Annotated in this window: 21 protein-coding genes and 2 riboswitches; of the genes, 13 read left to right on the top strand and 8 right to left on the bottom strand. The window is 41.7% G+C overall.

Annotated elements, in window-relative coordinates; translation table 11 throughout:
• The first annotated feature begins 26 nt into the window (after positions 1-26).
• Positions 27-437, top strand: coding sequence for an NUDIX hydrolase (locus ACH0QE_RS03055; RefSeq protein ID WP_415799232.1), 411 nt, complete (start codon positions 27-29; stop codon positions 435-437).
• A 45-nt stretch (positions 438-482) separates the two neighbouring features.
• Here ACH0QE_RS03055 and ACH0QE_RS03050 read toward each other — a convergent pair whose 3' ends face one another.
• A complete protein-coding gene (locus tag ACH0QE_RS03050; protein WP_415799231.1) occupies positions 483-968 on the bottom strand; it encodes a QueT transporter family protein in 486 nt (161 codons plus the stop codon).
• A gap of 6 nt (positions 969-974) precedes the next feature.
• Positions 975-1,019: riboswitch (PreQ1 riboswitch) on the bottom strand.
• 141 nt (positions 1,020-1,160) lie between these two features.
• A complete protein-coding gene (locus ACH0QE_RS03045; protein WP_415799230.1) occupies positions 1,161-1,919 on the bottom strand; it encodes a protein phosphatase 2C domain-containing protein in 759 nt (252 codons plus the stop codon).
• A gap of 226 nt (positions 1,920-2,145) precedes the next feature.
• Here ACH0QE_RS03045 and ACH0QE_RS03040 point away from each other — a divergent pair, with 226 nt between their 5' ends.
• The 9 genes from ACH0QE_RS03040 (at position 2,146) to ACH0QE_RS03000 (ending at position 8,942) form a co-directional block, all read left to right on the top strand.
• On the top strand, positions 2,146-2,991 hold the full coding sequence (locus ACH0QE_RS03040) for a pirin family protein (protein ID WP_415799229.1): 846 nt from the start codon (positions 2,146-2,148) through the stop codon (positions 2,989-2,991).
• A 64-nt stretch (positions 2,992-3,055) separates the two neighbouring features.
• Positions 3,056-3,139, top strand: a riboswitch (cyclic di-GMP riboswitch).
• 90 nt (positions 3,140-3,229) lie between these two features.
• Entirely contained in the window at positions 3,230-4,438 is a 1,209-nt protein-coding gene (locus ACH0QE_RS03035) for a DUF5667 domain-containing protein (RefSeq protein ID WP_415799228.1), read from the top strand.
• A 309-nt stretch (positions 4,439-4,747) separates the two neighbouring features.
• The gene (locus ACH0QE_RS03030) at positions 4,748-4,876 is read left to right on the top strand and encodes an FbpB family small basic protein (RefSeq protein WP_415799227.1); all 129 of its coding nucleotides are present in this window, start codon (positions 4,748-4,750) and stop codon (positions 4,874-4,876) included.
• A 17-nt stretch (positions 4,877-4,893) separates the two neighbouring features.
• Positions 4,894-5,286, top strand: a complete 393-nt coding sequence (locus ACH0QE_RS03025) for a sporulation protein (RefSeq protein ID WP_415799226.1) — start codon at positions 4,894-4,896, stop codon at positions 5,284-5,286.
• A 60-nt stretch (positions 5,287-5,346) separates the two neighbouring features.
• Positions 5,347-5,961, top strand: coding sequence for a protein kinase family protein (locus tag ACH0QE_RS03020; RefSeq protein WP_415799225.1), 615 nt, complete (start codon positions 5,347-5,349; stop codon positions 5,959-5,961).
• Positions 5,962-6,183: 222 nt separating this feature from the next.
• On the top strand, positions 6,184-7,032 hold the full coding sequence (locus tag ACH0QE_RS03015; protein ID WP_415799224.1) for an STAS domain-containing protein: 849 nt from the start codon (positions 6,184-6,186) through the stop codon (positions 7,030-7,032).
• Positions 7,033-7,139: 107 nt separating this feature from the next.
• Entirely contained in the window at positions 7,140-7,670 is a 531-nt protein-coding gene (locus tag ACH0QE_RS03010) for an AAA family ATPase (RefSeq protein WP_415799223.1), read from the top strand.
• Positions 7,663-8,115, top strand: a complete 453-nt coding sequence (locus ACH0QE_RS03005; protein ID WP_415799222.1) for a GNAT family N-acetyltransferase — start codon at positions 7,663-7,665, stop codon at positions 8,113-8,115. The genes ACH0QE_RS03010 and ACH0QE_RS03005 overlap by 8 nt, the downstream gene beginning before the upstream one ends.
• Positions 8,116-8,282: 167 nt before the next feature.
• On the top strand, positions 8,283-8,942 hold the full coding sequence (locus tag ACH0QE_RS03000; RefSeq protein WP_415799249.1) for a DsbA family oxidoreductase: 660 nt from the start codon (positions 8,283-8,285) through the stop codon (positions 8,940-8,942).
• Between the two features lie 27 nt (positions 8,943-8,969).
• On the opposite strand, the gene ACH0QE_RS02995 is transcribed toward ACH0QE_RS03000, so the two are convergent.
• From ACH0QE_RS02995 to ACH0QE_RS02980, 4 genes are all read right to left on the bottom strand, one after another.
• Entirely contained in the window at positions 8,970-9,596 is a 627-nt protein-coding gene (locus tag ACH0QE_RS02995; RefSeq protein ID WP_415799221.1) for a nitroreductase family protein, read from the bottom strand.
• A 225-nt stretch (positions 9,597-9,821) separates the two neighbouring features.
• Complete coding sequence (locus ACH0QE_RS02990) at positions 9,822-10,544, bottom strand: DUF3784 domain-containing protein (RefSeq protein ID WP_415799220.1); 723 nt, start codon at positions 10,542-10,544, stop codon at positions 9,822-9,824.
• Positions 10,545-10,609: 65 nt separating this feature from the next.
• Positions 10,610-10,888: a hypothetical protein gene (locus ACH0QE_RS02985; protein ID WP_415799219.1), complete on the bottom strand. Its 279-nt coding sequence runs from the start codon at positions 10,886-10,888 to the stop codon at positions 10,610-10,612.
• Positions 10,889-11,126: 238 nt separating this feature from the next.
• Positions 11,127-12,359: an MFS transporter gene (locus ACH0QE_RS02980; RefSeq protein WP_415799248.1), complete on the bottom strand. Its 1,233-nt coding sequence runs from the start codon at positions 12,357-12,359 to the stop codon at positions 11,127-11,129.
• 264 nt (positions 12,360-12,623) lie between these two features.
• Here ACH0QE_RS02980 and ACH0QE_RS02975 point away from each other — a divergent pair, with 264 nt between their 5' ends.
• The 3 genes from ACH0QE_RS02975 (at position 12,624) to ACH0QE_RS02965 (ending at position 14,115) form a co-directional block, all read left to right on the top strand.
• A complete protein-coding gene (locus ACH0QE_RS02975) occupies positions 12,624-13,244 on the top strand; it encodes a cell wall hydrolase (RefSeq protein WP_415799218.1) in 621 nt (206 codons plus the stop codon).
• 199 nt (positions 13,245-13,443) lie between these two features.
• Positions 13,444-13,575 carry a hypothetical protein gene (locus ACH0QE_RS02970; protein ID WP_415799217.1) on the top strand — a complete coding sequence of 44 codons (132 nt, stop codon included), beginning with the start codon at positions 13,444-13,446 and terminating at the stop codon, positions 13,573-13,575.
• 21 nt (positions 13,576-13,596) lie between these two features.
• Complete coding sequence (locus tag ACH0QE_RS02965; RefSeq protein ID WP_415799216.1) at positions 13,597-14,115, top strand: GNAT family N-acetyltransferase; 519 nt, start codon at positions 13,597-13,599, stop codon at positions 14,113-14,115.
• A gap of 49 nt (positions 14,116-14,164) precedes the next feature.
• On the opposite strand, the gene ACH0QE_RS02960 is transcribed toward ACH0QE_RS02965, so the two are convergent.
• The gene (locus ACH0QE_RS02960; RefSeq protein ID WP_415799215.1) at positions 14,165-14,455 is read right to left on the bottom strand and encodes a hypothetical protein; all 291 of its coding nucleotides are present in this window, start codon (positions 14,453-14,455) and stop codon (positions 14,165-14,167) included.
• A gap of 5 nt (positions 14,456-14,460) precedes the next feature.
• Positions 14,461-14,844, bottom strand: a complete 384-nt coding sequence (locus tag ACH0QE_RS02955) for an SHOCT-like domain-containing protein (RefSeq protein WP_415799214.1) — start codon at positions 14,842-14,844, stop codon at positions 14,461-14,463.
• Positions 14,845-14,853 lie beyond the last annotated feature (9 nt).

Here is a 14,853-nt window from a genome sequence, read left to right as displayed (position 1 = left end):
CATGGTGATCTTAAAGGGGCAAGAGAATGGATATTTGGAAGGGGTCTGCTGGAGTTTGTTTAAATGAACAGGGAGAAGTACTCATGGTTCGCCAGGGGAAAGAGGATGAAGAAAAGCTATGGGCCGTACCGGCAGGCGGTAAGGAAAGCGGAGAGACTTTCGAGCAGTGCTGTATCAGGGAAGTCTTGGAGGAAACCGGCTATGAAACGGAAATCGTCCGTCAGCTTTTTATGAAAACTGGCGTCATTTCCGGAGTGAAAGTCAAGGTTCAGTACTTCGAGATAAAAGTAACTGGAGGAGAAATCCAAATTCAGGATCCTGACGGGCTGATCCATGAAATTGCCTGGAAAAAGGTGAGTGAGATGAGCGAAACGGATTTTTGTTTCAAAGAAGATAGGGAGTTTCTGATGAAGTTTACTGGCAGCCTTCAGGTTTAAGGCATAAAAAAACGCATGGATTACTCTCCATGCGTTTTCATCTATTTAAACCAATTTTTCAAGGTTTACGCGCCTGTGGATCGCAAGCATAACAGGAATACCTACGGCCATTACCGTGAATTCGCCTGCAGCCGTTGTCAGCCATGTGAACCAGAATGGCAATTGGAATGCCAGGTTCAGTTCAATCGCAATCAGGAACATCGTGAACGTGAAGACTATTGTATTCACAATCATGCGGCCAATGATGCTCTTAATATATTTTGCTGTGAAAATCGTAATCAGCAAGGATATCACGGACTGGCCAACTCCAAAGACAAGGTCGTATGCGACCATTGGCGAAAAGAGCAGATTTGTTAAAAATACACCCAATACGATTCCAAAGAAATATTTCTTATTGAAAACAATTAAGTGGTTGAACATTTCCGATACGCGGAATTGCACATTTGTGAAGCCAAATGGCTGTATGACGGCAGAAACGGCGATATATAAAGCAGCCAGAATCCCGTTCCGGACAATCGTTCTCGTATTCATTTTTCATCTCTCCTAGTTTTTTTACGTGGGATGGTTACGAACCACGTTATTTAAAAGCCAATTTTATATTATATAGGATAAAAGGCCTTCTCACAATATAATTTTTTTAGAATAATAATTGGAGGCCGTGTCGCCGGAAAACAAAAAAACAAAATACGCCCAAATAGATTCAGTTGGGCGTCATTCCAGTTCTTATTCACTTGGTATTGTCGCTTCTTCGCCGTTGACAACCATCCATGATAGGATGGTTGTGCTATCACGTACATTGTTATCTTGAATTCTTTTAAGGAGGTTTCTTACTCCAGCTTTGTTGGGAGAATGAGAGAATTCATTGAAAATGGCTCTCGGGTCAATGTATGGCTCCCCTGGGCACTCAACCAGGCCATCCGTTGTCATTAAAAGATGATTCACGCCTTTCCGCAATTCCTTTGTTCCGCTGCTGAAGCAAGGAACGGCCTGGCTAAAGGTATTTACTTGACCAATCCATTCATAAAAATGCCGCTGGTTCACTTGATATTGTCCAAGGGAGGCAAGCTCGGAATGGTGCAAGTAGAATAGGCAGTCGCCGACTGAAAACCACCAGCAGTATTTGCCTTTTCTGGCTGCGATCAAGCAGGCGGTTTCTCCTTTTATTTTCTGGCAAGACTCTAAAAACTCTTCGCTTTGAAAAAGATTAAGGGTAATACGTTGCAGATTTTGAAAAGCCTCATTTGTCGAAAGTGATAGCGCAGCTTGGACATCCCCTTTTATTTGACTGAAGGCTTCAACAATCAGTTCAGCACTTTCTGAGCTATTGTGGGCATCTAAAAGAATCACAAACTCCCAATCTTGTTCAGGATTTGTTAAGATGAAGCATCCATCCTCATTTTTGTATTGGCCTGCACTGGAATTCCCTCCGTATCGGCCAATGGAGGATATTGCCCAGCTCAACAGTACTTGGCTGGTCCACAAAACTTTCCTGGTTTCCTACCCAATTGTAATCTTGCTTTGTGCTCATATCATTTCGCCTGCCCCTGGGATATTGGCCATTCTGTTTGAATGGCATAACGTTAAATCCAGTACTCTACATTTATATCTCTCAGTTTAAAGTATCTTTATTTTAAAATATATCATAGGATTGTTATAATTTGGTGATAGTAACTTGATTTTAATGCTTTCAAATAAAGGGGTTATGCAAATGTTTAAAAGAGATATCAAGAAACATTGGACCGTTCAATATGAAGAAAGAGGGATGCCGCACGTTCAGGCAGGACTTGTACTTAATCCGCAAAACTGGAGGGAGTTGGACCCTTTCATTTTGATGGCGGAGGACTGGTTTAAGCGCGGGACGTTTTCAGATCACCCGCATCGCGGTTTCCAGACAATTACTTATATCATTGACGGAAGGCTTGAGCACATTGACAACCATGGAGGTCACAGCATCCTTGAATCTGGTGACATCCAGTACATGAACGCCGGCAGCGGTGCGCGGCATGCGGAGGAAGCAGTGGAAAACGACATTGCCCATACCTTGCAGCTCTGGCTGAACCTGCCTAAAGAGCTGAAAGGAACAACGACTTCTTATCAAAACGTGTATTCCGAGCATGCACCTGTTGTCCAGTTCGAAGGCGGGACTTTAAAGGTGTATTCAGGAGAATCTGCTGGAGTGAAAGGGCCTCTCGAGCCATTAGTGCCTTTTACCCTATCAGAAATTCAGCTAGCTGAAGGCGCGGACTTCTCATACGAATTGCCGGAGTCACATAATGCATTCTTATATATCCTTTCAGGTGATATAGAGGCCGGCTCTAGTCAAACAAACCTCAAAAAGTCTTCAGCGGCGACTTTGACTTTTAATGACGGAGGCGAAGGTACAAGCGAACTAATGCTGAAAGCGAATAAACGCTCAAAGGTATTGGTATATTCCGGGAAGCCAATCAAAGAGGAAGTGGTCGCCTACGGACCGTTTGTGATGAATTCTATGGAGGAAATTCGTCAGGCTTACCGCGATTATCAGGAAGGCAAATTCGGCAAGGCTGCTGAATAACAAAGTTTTTTAAATTTCTATTTATTTTTTCGTGTCGAATAAGTAAGATTAAAGTAGAATTAAAATCCGATAATGGCAAACCCAGGGAAATCTGGGGGCGCAAAGCTACAGGGGCTAAAGTCATGAACTATGCCAGCCAGTTGCCGAAGATTCACATAGCTTATGTATGTGCTGCTCTTCGGACAGCACTTTTTTTGTCGATTTTAATTCCAATATAGTAATAATTGGGGGTATTGGAATGAAGAAGCTTTTAGCATCAACCATTTTAACCGGAGTGCTTGCTTTCGGAACGGCAGTCTCTGCTGATGAGGTAGTCGAAACGGTAGATCCTGGAACGACGCCTGACGAGATTTTATTTACGTTTGACCAATTATTTGAGGAATTGAAGCTTCTAGTAACCTTTGATGATGAAAAAGAAGCCCAGCTACTACTTGAATTCGCGAACGAGAGATTGGCTGAAGCGACAGCGATGTCAGCTGAAGAAAAAGCAGAATTCGTTCAACAAGCGTTTGAAGAATATTTAGAGGCTCTTGAGGCAGCTGAAGAGAAGGTCACAGAAGTAATTGTAGAAGAAGAAACTGATTCTGAAGGTGAAGACGAACTGACCGAAGAGCTGGAAAACGTTTCTGAAGTTGAAGATGGATTGACTGAAGACCTGGAAGATGGGCTTCAGGAAGAAGTTGAAGAAGCAACGGAACAAGCAAAGGTCGTTGCTAACGTAGTGAAGGACTTGGACCAGGAAATGGTTTCCCAGCTGCGTGAACAGGAATTGGGTTATGGCCAAATCGCTCAAATCTTCTGGCTGGCAGAAGCAGCCGGTAAAACAGTGGAGGAAATCACTGCTTTATATACAGAAGAAAAAATTGGATTCGGACAGGCAGCCAAGCAGCTTGGAGTCCATCCATCGCAAATGAAAGGTCTGGCATCAGGCAAAAAACAGGATTCTGAAGAAGGAACAGATGAAGAAGCGGAAACTGATGAAAACACCGAGGAATCCGAAGCAGAGAGCAGCACAGAAGAAGCCGAACAGCAAGTCGATGAATCTGAAGCTGAAGCTGAAGCTGAAACTGAAAATGAAGAGACAGTTACAGAACAATCCACTGACCAACAGGTAAGTGTTGCTTCAGCACAAAGTGTAACGAAGGCTGAAGAACAAAAGTCAAAAGCTGTGAAAAAAGCAGAAGAGCAACAACGTGTAGCAGCGGAAAAAGCAGAAGAACAACGACTTGAGGCTGCAAAGAAAGCTGAAGAAAAGCAAAAAGAAGCAGCTAAAAAAGCTGAAGAGCAACAAAAGGAAGCAGCCAGAAAAGCTGAAGAAAAGAAGCGTGAAGAAGCCAAGAAAAATAAAGAAAAACAAGAAGACGAAGGCAGCGAAGAAGATGATGAGCAAGAAGATGATAATGATGAAAATGAAGATAAGGGAAAAGGGAAGAACAACGGTAAGTAAAATTTAACTAGAAGCACTTTCCAGAGAACTAACCCTTAATTGACGGAATTCGCTATTTACTGTATCATGTTTATATACATTTGAATAGTTTCTCCTAAAGGGGAGTAGCTTTCACAACAGAGTCGTCATTACGGAGATCACTCCCGGCTTTGTTGGCAACGATAGTTGTTAGCAAGACCTTTGCCATATTTGGTGAAGGTCTTTATTTATTTCCAGACCTTCACCTGAGCGGGTGAAGGTTTTTTATAAGACATAAAGAGGCATTTTCATATCGATAAACATAAATTTAAGTATTGGAGTGGGTATGTTATGAAAAGATTACAGCTTAGTTTTAATGAACTTGTTAAAAAGAACAAGGAAGAGTTGTTAGCAGACCAAAAGCGGATCGAGTTAATTGAGAAGCGGCTTGATGACAAGTACACCAATCCAAAAAAGTAAACAGACGGAGGAACATGATGTTATTACGAAAGTATATGTCTTTGCTGGGTGTAGGCTCTGCCCAGATTGACCTGATTTTGGAGAAGGATGTTTTAACCCCCGGTGATTCGGTTAATGGAAAGTTTCTCATCAAGGGTGGGACCGTTGACCAGGATCTACAGCTCATTGAGTGTGCGCTAGTGATGGTGAATTTGAAGAATGAAGCTGAAACCGTACTGGATACTGTAACAATCGATATACAGTTGAGGATTCAGCCAGATGGGGATAATGAGGTGCCGTTTAGCTTCTTGCTGCCACTGGATGTTCCTCCTTCAAACAAGGAAATCTCTTATCATTTTAAAACAAAGCTGGTCTTCAAGCAGGGAACTGAAAGCTGGGATGAAGACATGATCAAGGTGGTGAAGGGCTGAACTGTGGATTCCGGGAAAAATGTCATCATCTTACGGGAATACAGTGAGAGGGGCGAAAGTATGAATCAATATGAACATCTGGCAAACAGTGTAGTTTATTCAATCCGAGGATCAAAAGCAGCTTTGATTCATAAAGATTCATCACTAAATCTGGTTGGAGAGGGCAGAAGTGCGTTTGCGTTCAGGATCAAGGGTACGAATCTGGTTCTAAAGGTATTTTTTCCGCAGTTTGAGAAGGTTGCAGCAGAGGAAGCCGAAATTTATAAGGAGCTTGCGGGAAATCCATTTTTCCCTTCTCTCCATGAATCGGGACTCAATTATTTAGTCATAGATTACGTCCGGGGCATGACGCTCTATCAATGTTTAGTTAATGGCATGCCAATTGCCGCCGGCCATATTGAGGAAGTCGATCATGCCCTAAGGCTTGCAAAAGAAAAAGGCTTGAATCCATCTGACATCCATTTGCGAAATATCATCATCACTCCTGATAATGAAGTCAAGCTTATAGATGTGGCTCGATTCCGGCAGACGAAGCAATGTTCTCAGTGGGAAGACTTGAAAAACGCTTTTTATAAATATTACAGGCATGAACGCTTCCCGAAAAAAATGCCAGAGCCAGCAATGAATTTAATTGCTTACTTTTATAAGAAAGGACTGCTCCCATCTATTACCTAATCTGGTATAGGGTGCAGTTCTTTTTTTTGCATATGCCGCTAGATAAAGCCAAAAGAAGCTGGATCACTACTTTTGCAAACAGACTCGGTGAATGTCCATAAGTTCAAAAACTTGTCCTGCATTCTATACCTGCGTTATGATGAATTATAACAGTGCATTTTGAAATATAATTCGTAGAAGTATATATATAAAATCGTCGTTGAACACATGGAGGAATCTAAATTGAACAAAGAACTGCAAGCATTGGGAGAAGCAATTGTCAGCAGGAAGCATGAAATCGCCAAAGCTGTCCACGAAGACAGGTATTCTGAAGCTGTTTTGACAGAAGCTCAAAAATATGACCTTGGTAAAATTGAACAGCAAATTCTCGAGATTCGGGCTAACTTCATTGAAATTTTCGGTCAAGCATTGATTGAGCATGAAGACCAGGAAAAGATATTCGGAAAAATAACAAACTGGGGCAAAGAAACTGGGGAGTATATCTATAAGCTGGGCGCATCTCTTGATGAAGCACTTAAAGATACAAGCTATTACCGTGACCATATTTGGAAGGCAATCAAAGAAGAAGCTATTGATATGTCCACTTCTGCCATTTTTGGTGTTTTGGATATTATTGATCCATTGATGGACCATGCCATCTACAGCTTCAGCCTTACATTTGTCGACGCCCACCAACAGAGCCTTGAAAACGCAAAAACCGCATTGTTGGAACTCTCAGTGCCAGTCGTTCCGTTAATGCCTGGAGTAGGGGTATTACCGCTTGTCGGAAATGTTGATACAGAAAGGGCCCAGCTGTTGATGGAAGAAACACTGGACCAGGCTGTAAAACTCAAGCTTACTCATCTTATCTTTGACGTGTCCGGAGTCATGATCGTCGATACGATGGTTGCGGACCAGCTATTCAAGGTTATAAATGCCCTATCACTAGTTGGGGTAAAGACCATAATGACTGGCATCCGTCCTGAGGTTGCCCATACAATGGTGACGCTTGGTCTCAACCTCGAAGGTATAATGGTAAAATCAAATCTTCATCAAGCATTCAAAGAGATCCAGACTCTGCAAAATGCATAAATTCGAAAAAGCTGCCCAGGCAGCTTTTTTATTTTGCTAAAAAAAGAGGAAATAACAAAAAAGGAAGAGAATTTCAAATGTAACTATAGACAAAGTGATGATGCTTTATGACAAAAGATCAACCGAAGAAAATCCATATCATTGGTTCAGTCGGAAGCGGGAAGACGACCCTGGCCAAGAGCCTGTCAGCCAGATACAACTTACCGCACCATGAGCTTGACAATGTTGTCTGGCAAAGACTCGACACCGGGGATATTAGGCGGAGCGAAAAGGAAAGAGATGAATATTTGAAGTCAATCGTCAAAACCGATTCGTGGATTATTGAGGGTGTCCATTACGAGTGGGTTGCGGAAAGCTTTGAAAATGCCGAAATGATCATATTCTTGGACGTTTCCTATAGAAAAAGGAAATATAGGATCATAAGAAGATTCATCTTGCAAAAGCTTGGACTTGAAAGGGCTAATTACGCTCCGACTTTAAAAATATTCAGGAAGATGTTTGTTTGGAACAAATTTTTTGAGGAGAAGAGCAGACAGGAAGTCATGGCTATTCTTGGCAACCATCAGAATAAGCTTTTCATTGTAAGAGATTCGATAGAGCTTGAAAAAATAGATATTTGGAGGCGAGAGCATGGCTGAGCTGACTATTCGACCTGCTGAAGAACGAGACATTCCGAGATTATACCATTTAATGACCCAATACATTGTTGATTTTTACAAGAAACCAGAACCGAATGAAGCAGAATTGAAAAATTTAATACTGCACTTGCAGGATCATCCAGATTCTGGATTGCAGTTTGTGGCTGAAATAGAAGGAGAAATCGTGGGATTCGCAACCCTGTATTATACTTTCAGCACTCTCCAGGTAAAAAGGGCAGCGATTTTAAATGACTTATTCGTTTCAGCCGACGCAAGAGGGCAGAAGGTAGGCGAGCAGCTTTTTACAAAATGCCTCGAACATATCAGGAAAAATAACTTCGCTTATATGACATGGGAAACGTCCAAGGATAACTATGTTGCCCAAAGTCTTTACGATAAAATGGGTGGAAGTCAGTCAGACTGGCTGGTTTATGAAATAGAATAACAATTTTACCTGGGTATGCATTAAGGGCATTGGTTGGTAGTACTCGCCGAGTCGAATCTCGTGTATTTTACAAGATTAACACCTATACTATAGGGGCAAATAACCAACTGGAGGGATCCAACATGCAGATTGAAATGTGGACTGACTTTGCTTGACCGTTTTGCTATATTGGCAAAAGGCGTCTGGATGACGCTATTAAACAGATTGATCACCCAATTGAAGTGACGTATCGATGCTTCGAGCTTGATCCGAACATGAAACGTGATATCGATTACAATATGTATGAAGCACTTTCAAAAAAATATGGGATGAGCATTGCCCAGGCGAAAGCGAGCACGCAAAATATGGTGCAAATGGCAAAGGAATCCGGCCTGGAATATAATATCGACACGCTCATTTTAACCAATACATTTGATGCTCACCGCTTGACGATGTTTGCGAAAAAGCATGGGCTGATGGCAGAGATGACCGAAAGAATTTTACGCGCCTATTTTACCGAATCGAAGCACATTGGGGACCATGGAACATTGACAGAGCTTGCTGCAGAAGTCGGGCTAAATCGTGGAGCAGTAGAGGAAATGCTTGCCAGCGATGATATGGCAGATGAAGTCCGTGCAGATGAAAGTACTGGTCAGCAGTACGGCATCACAGGTGTACCATTCTTCCTGATCAATAAGAAGTATGCAATTACCGGTGCACAACCGACTGATGTGATCGTCCAGTCACTGAAAAAAGTCATTGCCGAGAATGAAATCACCGTTTTGAACAATGATGACGGAATGATTTGTGATGACGATGGTTGCGAAATTCCTAACAAAAAGAACTAGTCCGAGGACTAGTTCTTTTCTTTGTTCTTATATAAATTCCACGACTTCCTCGACCGGTATACGTGTTGTAGGATGTCCTGGCACAGCAGCCTTTCCGATAGGCAGGAGAAGGACAGGCATATAGCGCTCATCAATGTTGAATTTTTCGATGAATTGCTGCTTGTTGAATCCGCCCATTGGGACAGTATCATAACCTCGGGCTCTCGCAATCAGCATGAGTTGCATGGAAATAAGGCCGGCATCAAAAGACGCGATGTTCTCCCTTATACCAACAGGGGCAGCAGGGTATAATTTATTTGTATTCTCAATCATTCTGTTCATTGTTGTTTCGTCCATGTATCCAGCTTCAAAAGAACTGCGGTATACTTTTTCACCATTACGATACATTTCTCTGTCGCCAAGAACAGCAATAACCGCCGAAGAAGTTTCGACTTGCTCCTGATTATTGGCGATCAGTCTAAGATCCTTTTTTGTTTCCTCATCCTGGATGACGAGGAACTTCCATGGCTGGAGATTGCTTGAAGAAGGTGCCAGGGAAGCTTCTTTTAAAATATCTAAAATCTCATCTTGTGAAATCTTAAAGTTAGGGTCATATTTTCTGACAGAACGGCGTTCACGAATTACCGTGGCCAGGCTTGTCTCAGATGTGTTCATTATCTATTCCTCCAAAGTTGTAGTTACTTTTAGTAAGCATTAATCAGGTTACTATTAGTAAGAATTGAAGTCAAACAAGTCAACCCGACTCCGCTATTCCAATTCCTGGTCTTTCTAATCAACGGCACGAAGGATGTCCATGATATTGTAGTGCTGGGGAATCACGCGGGACTTCTCAAGGAGATTTAGATATAAATAAAGGATGCCCGTTTTCACGGGGCACCCTCAATTTGTTTTTTTAGAAAGAATCTCATACCATCCTTCTGTTATAGTGGGACTCTTGCTGTTGATGAAAATCTTGTCATTGTCCGTTTCGATGAATAAATAAGGTGGAGAGCCTTTGTGGATAAAAAGCAGGCTGCTTCCGAAATCTTTAACCTTGAATTGGCCCTTTGCCATCGTTGCAAGACCGAACCCATTTTGTTTCCATGTCACTTCTGGCATTTCCTCTAAAAGTTCAACATGACGAATTTCTGCGTATTTCCATTCTCCGCCATACATGCCTGTGATTTCAAAAGACTCCTCATAGTCCATTAGTTCAAAGTCCTTGTATCCTACAAAGGTAAGACCCACTATAAACCCAATAGTTCCAATGGCGAGAAGGCTACTGAAGATATAGCTCCGCTTACGCTTCTCTTTTATTTCATATTTGGAAAGATAAATGAGACCGCCGAGAAGGAATACCATCATAAAACCGAACTGGACCTCGATGGAATATTGGAAAGAGGTGAAACTTAAGGGCAGCAAAATGAGCATCCCCGCTGCAGTAGCGGCCATTAGCTTCCCGACTCTTTGTGGATAACCATTCTGGATTAATTGCTGCTGTTCATCCTTCGATTTGCCATTGAAATTAGAAATCAGCCAGTACCATTCCTTTTGCACAATCGCCCAGCCAAAGAACAGGAACAAAACAATCATAAAAAGCTGTATTCCAATAAATAATGTCATTGAGATCACCCCTAGAACAAATCATTATCTAATAATACGGATGGAGTGGAACACAAGTTTCAAATTTAATGGTTTGCTTGTTTCTTTTTCTTATCGTAGAGGTCCATTAAGAAAGCTATCATAAAAGCTATTACCGCTAATACCAACAACCATGAACTAACAACAGCGGTTAGCAGCGAGCCATACCTTAGCAAGACTGCAATCCAGCCCAAACAACCCAGGGCAAACAAAACTAGTGCTACATAGTATTTCAGTTTTGCCAAGCGAGGGAAATGAATATTAATTCCATAAAAAAATAATGCCATTATAAACGTCAAGCTAATAAGAATCACGAGAGGCTCCATAGATATTGCACTCCTTTTCTCGTATTACTAGACTTTATGCTATAAAAAGTTCATTAATTAAACGTTTGTTTAAATGCTTATGTATCTACTGGTGCACGAGATGACGGACAGAAATTTAGGTATTGAAGAGAAAAGTGTCCGCTATAAAATTAATCCGCTGCATCTCCTATCTTACTAACTCTTTTTAAGCCAAAAATAAAAGCTGCCATTTTCAAGTGGCAGCTTTTACAGTGATTTACTAGCTTACGCTTTGCTCGGTATCCATAGAGGCTCTCACTTTGCGTGATCTAATGAAAAAGACCGCGGTCATCACGATTGATAATGCACCGAACATGACGCTCATGTTTTGGAGGCCGACTGCATCGAGTAGGAATCCGGTCATCAACAGGACGACCTGGAAGAAGACTCGATCCATCATATTCCGGAACGAGAAGAAACGGCCATGATAGTCTTTAGGCACTCTAGTCTGGAAAATGGTAGCAGCAGTCGGGAAGAAGCATCCTACTGAAAATCCGAACAGAAGAAAGGCGATGATCGTCAGGACTGGCTGGTTGGCAAAATAGAGCATCAACTGGGACCAGCCAATCAGCATCGAGCTTGCGAACAAGATTTTATATGGTGAAAATTTATAGCTGATGCGTTTGATTAAAAACGCGCCGCTCATGAAGGCGAGACCTTCTGCGGTATAGATCCAGCCTTTGATGGCGCTGCTATCCTGAAGTTCACTTATATTGATAACGACCAGGTTGAAGCCTCCGAGAAAAATGAGCGGAATCAAGGTCAAGATCAATGTCATCATCACAATCGGGAGCTTGACGATGACAGGGAACACGTCTTTGAATCCTTGTTTTTGCTGTCCCTCTTTGACTGCAAAGGCTTTTTTGTTTTCATCAAACTGTAAAAAAAAGGTCAGTCCGAAAAGGACAATGTAGGCAGCCATCGAAAGGAGATACACAGCATTTAAAGGGATGGCCACAAGCAATATTCCTGCAGCGGCAGTCCCAATAATACGAGACAAGGTGGACACATTCATATGAACTCCATTCAACTGCAATAGGTCCTTCTCACTAACGACTAGCGGGATTGCCGCCTGGAGTGCCGGAAAGTAAAAAGCGGCAGATATTTGCAATAACACGAGGAACACAAGCATCCACCATACTGAACTGGTTTGAAGGGCAATCAACATAAAAACAACACTGATTACTCGTACGAAACCTGATATCAGCATAACAATCTTTTTGCTGTATTGATCTGTCAACCTTCCTGCAAGAGGTCCAACTGCAATTCCAGCCAGCAGTCCAGCAGCCAGAAGCAGCGATTTTAAAAAGTCAGAAGGAATTTGTTCCTGCATAAACTCAAGATTTCCTATGATTCCAAGCCATAGTCCTAACCCAGCAATAAACTCGCCGGACAATAAAATCCAGACATTCTTATTTCTCCACATATCCTTTGCCTCTCGGTTTCGTTTAATTTTTCTTCTACATCATTATCGGATAATTACAAACCTTCGTAAAGCTAAATATTTTTACAGTATATTCTAATAACGTTAAGGAGATGAAAAAAGATACGGATCTATGAAATTTATACCATTAAACATAACTATTTCCATTCTTTTGTATCAGTTTTCCATCTTCATAACAGGGAATTGTATAAGGATATGAAAAAAGGAGGTGTCTTTGGTTAGTCTGCTGGAAAGGATCATACATACAGTAAAATAGAATTGGGAGTGGAGATTTTGAAGAAGCATTTAAAAAGTCTGGCAGCAGCATTTGTCGTTTTTGCTTTGCTGGTTTTTGGGCAGCCAGGAGCCCAGGCAGCATCCATAGGAACGGGTTCAGTTGGGTCAGATGTTACATATGTGCAGTCTATTTTGAAAAAGCTCGGTTATTTTAATACGACGACAACTGGCTACTATGGGCCAATCACTACTGAAGCAGTGAAGCAGCTTCAAAGAGATTTTGGACTTGAACCGATTGGAGGCGTTGGTCCGAAGACATCGAAGCTTATTCAGGAAATCGAGATGATGGCTCATGTTGTATATGGGGAATCCCGGGGTGAGAGCTACCAGGGACAAGTTGCAGTGGCTGCGGTGATTTTAAACAGGGTAAATTCTAATGACTTTCCTGACACAGTTCATGATGTCGTCTTTCAAAGAAATGCCTTTACCGCAGTAAATGATGGCCAGTTTAATCTTCAACCGAATGCTACAGCTTACCATGCAGTAAAGGACGCAATGCTCGGATGGGATCCTTCTTATGGCTCAGTTTATTATTACAATCCAAAGCTTGCGACTGATCAATGGATTTTTACGAGAACAGTGACCAAACAGATAGGCAATCACCACTTTGCATATTAATGAGCACCTAAAGCATCGGTTTCTTTAGAATCCGGTGCTTTTTATGCATTTAGAGGTAAAAAAAGGCACAGAATACAGTTAAGAAAGGGCGACTCGATTTTGCTGCCCGGAATGTGCAAAACTGAATCTTTAAATAGCTATTCAATAGTGCAATAGGTGAGGACGGGGATGTAAGTATTTCAATTTAGGAGGAATAGGAATGAAAAAAAAGAAGGATGATCAATTCAAATTAAGCTATGAATCAGACGGCAAAATGGAAAATAAGAAAAATGATGAAAAGAAGAAGAACAAAAGTGCAAACTTTTTTAACATAACGCCTGACAGCGAATAGAAGCAGTGAAGGAGTAAAAATATGGCTCTTGAACAAATTGAACGGGCAACCGAAGAAGATTTGCCTATCATTGGCGGCATGTTTGCGGAATGCAAAGAGTACCTTGAATCGAGAGGTATTTTACAATGGGATGAGAAATACCCCAATCATGAGTATTTCGAAAATGCCATGCAAGGTGAAGAGTTGTTTGTCTTGAAAAAAGGCAAGGACACAATTGGTGTGATGGTTCTCGATGAATGGCAGGCTCCGGAATGGGAGAATGCCAACTGGTCTAAAACAGAAGGAAAGCCGCTGATTCTCCACTCGTTTTGTGTCGACCCATCTGCTCAGGGCGGCGGGTATGGCAGCAAGATGCTACAGTTTGCTGAAGACTTTGCGAAGGATCACGGATATGGCGCACTCCGGCTAGATACGTACTCCGGAAATGAGGGCGCGGTCTCCTTTTATGAAAAAAGGGGTTATACAATTACAGGAAGAGTAATGATGAATGGAAAGCCAGAAGGACATGAATTATATGTTTGCTTTGAAAAAAGGTTCTGATATAGATAGAAACCCTGTCTTCGCAACGAATGGAGCCAGGGTTTCTTCTTTATAGTTTTACAATGACCTCGGTACCATCATGCAATCGTGCATCAACAAGCACGGTGCCTTTGTGCTTGCCCAGTTCACGGATCAATTCATTCATCAGCTGCTTGTTTAGTATAGTATCTAAAATTGCGGCGGGAACAGGTTTATTTTCAAGATCCTGATTCGCCCATTTGTGCATCTGGTTCCTGAATTTTTTAGATGCAAGAATGGAACTTGCAGCTTTTAAAATTGTGTAAGGAACAGGGAGGGAGAATGCGATCTTATTAGATGTTTTGATTTTTATTTTCATCATATGTTTTACTCAATGACAACTTTAACTGTATCACCGTTTGCTGATTGGATATCAACGATGTTGCCGTCCAGTTCATTTTCGATTGCATCGATCAGCATGTTGATATCGAGATCCTTGACGTATTGCTGGGATTGAGGGATGCCTGAAGCGATGCTGTGTCCAGTTTTGAGAAGTGCTTTTACGAGCTTGATCGGCACATTGACGTTCACATTGTCATTCTCCTTGGATACAACCCGGATTTTTAATGTTTTATCTAAGTATTTATTTTGTTTGTTAGGCAAGGCAGGTGTTTCTTTTTCCTTAAGTACGGAAATCAGCTGGGCACCTTTTTCGGAATCAATTTTTCCTTCTTGTACCATAGCTAAAATCTTTGAAATTTCTTCACTCATCACAATTCC

The sequence above is a fragment of the Mesobacillus sp. genome, assembly GCF_047739415.1.
GTDB lineage: Bacteria > Bacillota > Bacilli > Bacillales > Cytobacillaceae > Mesobacillus.
Note: the sequence above shows the minus strand (reverse complement) of the source record. Positions and strands in the feature narration are given on the sequence as shown.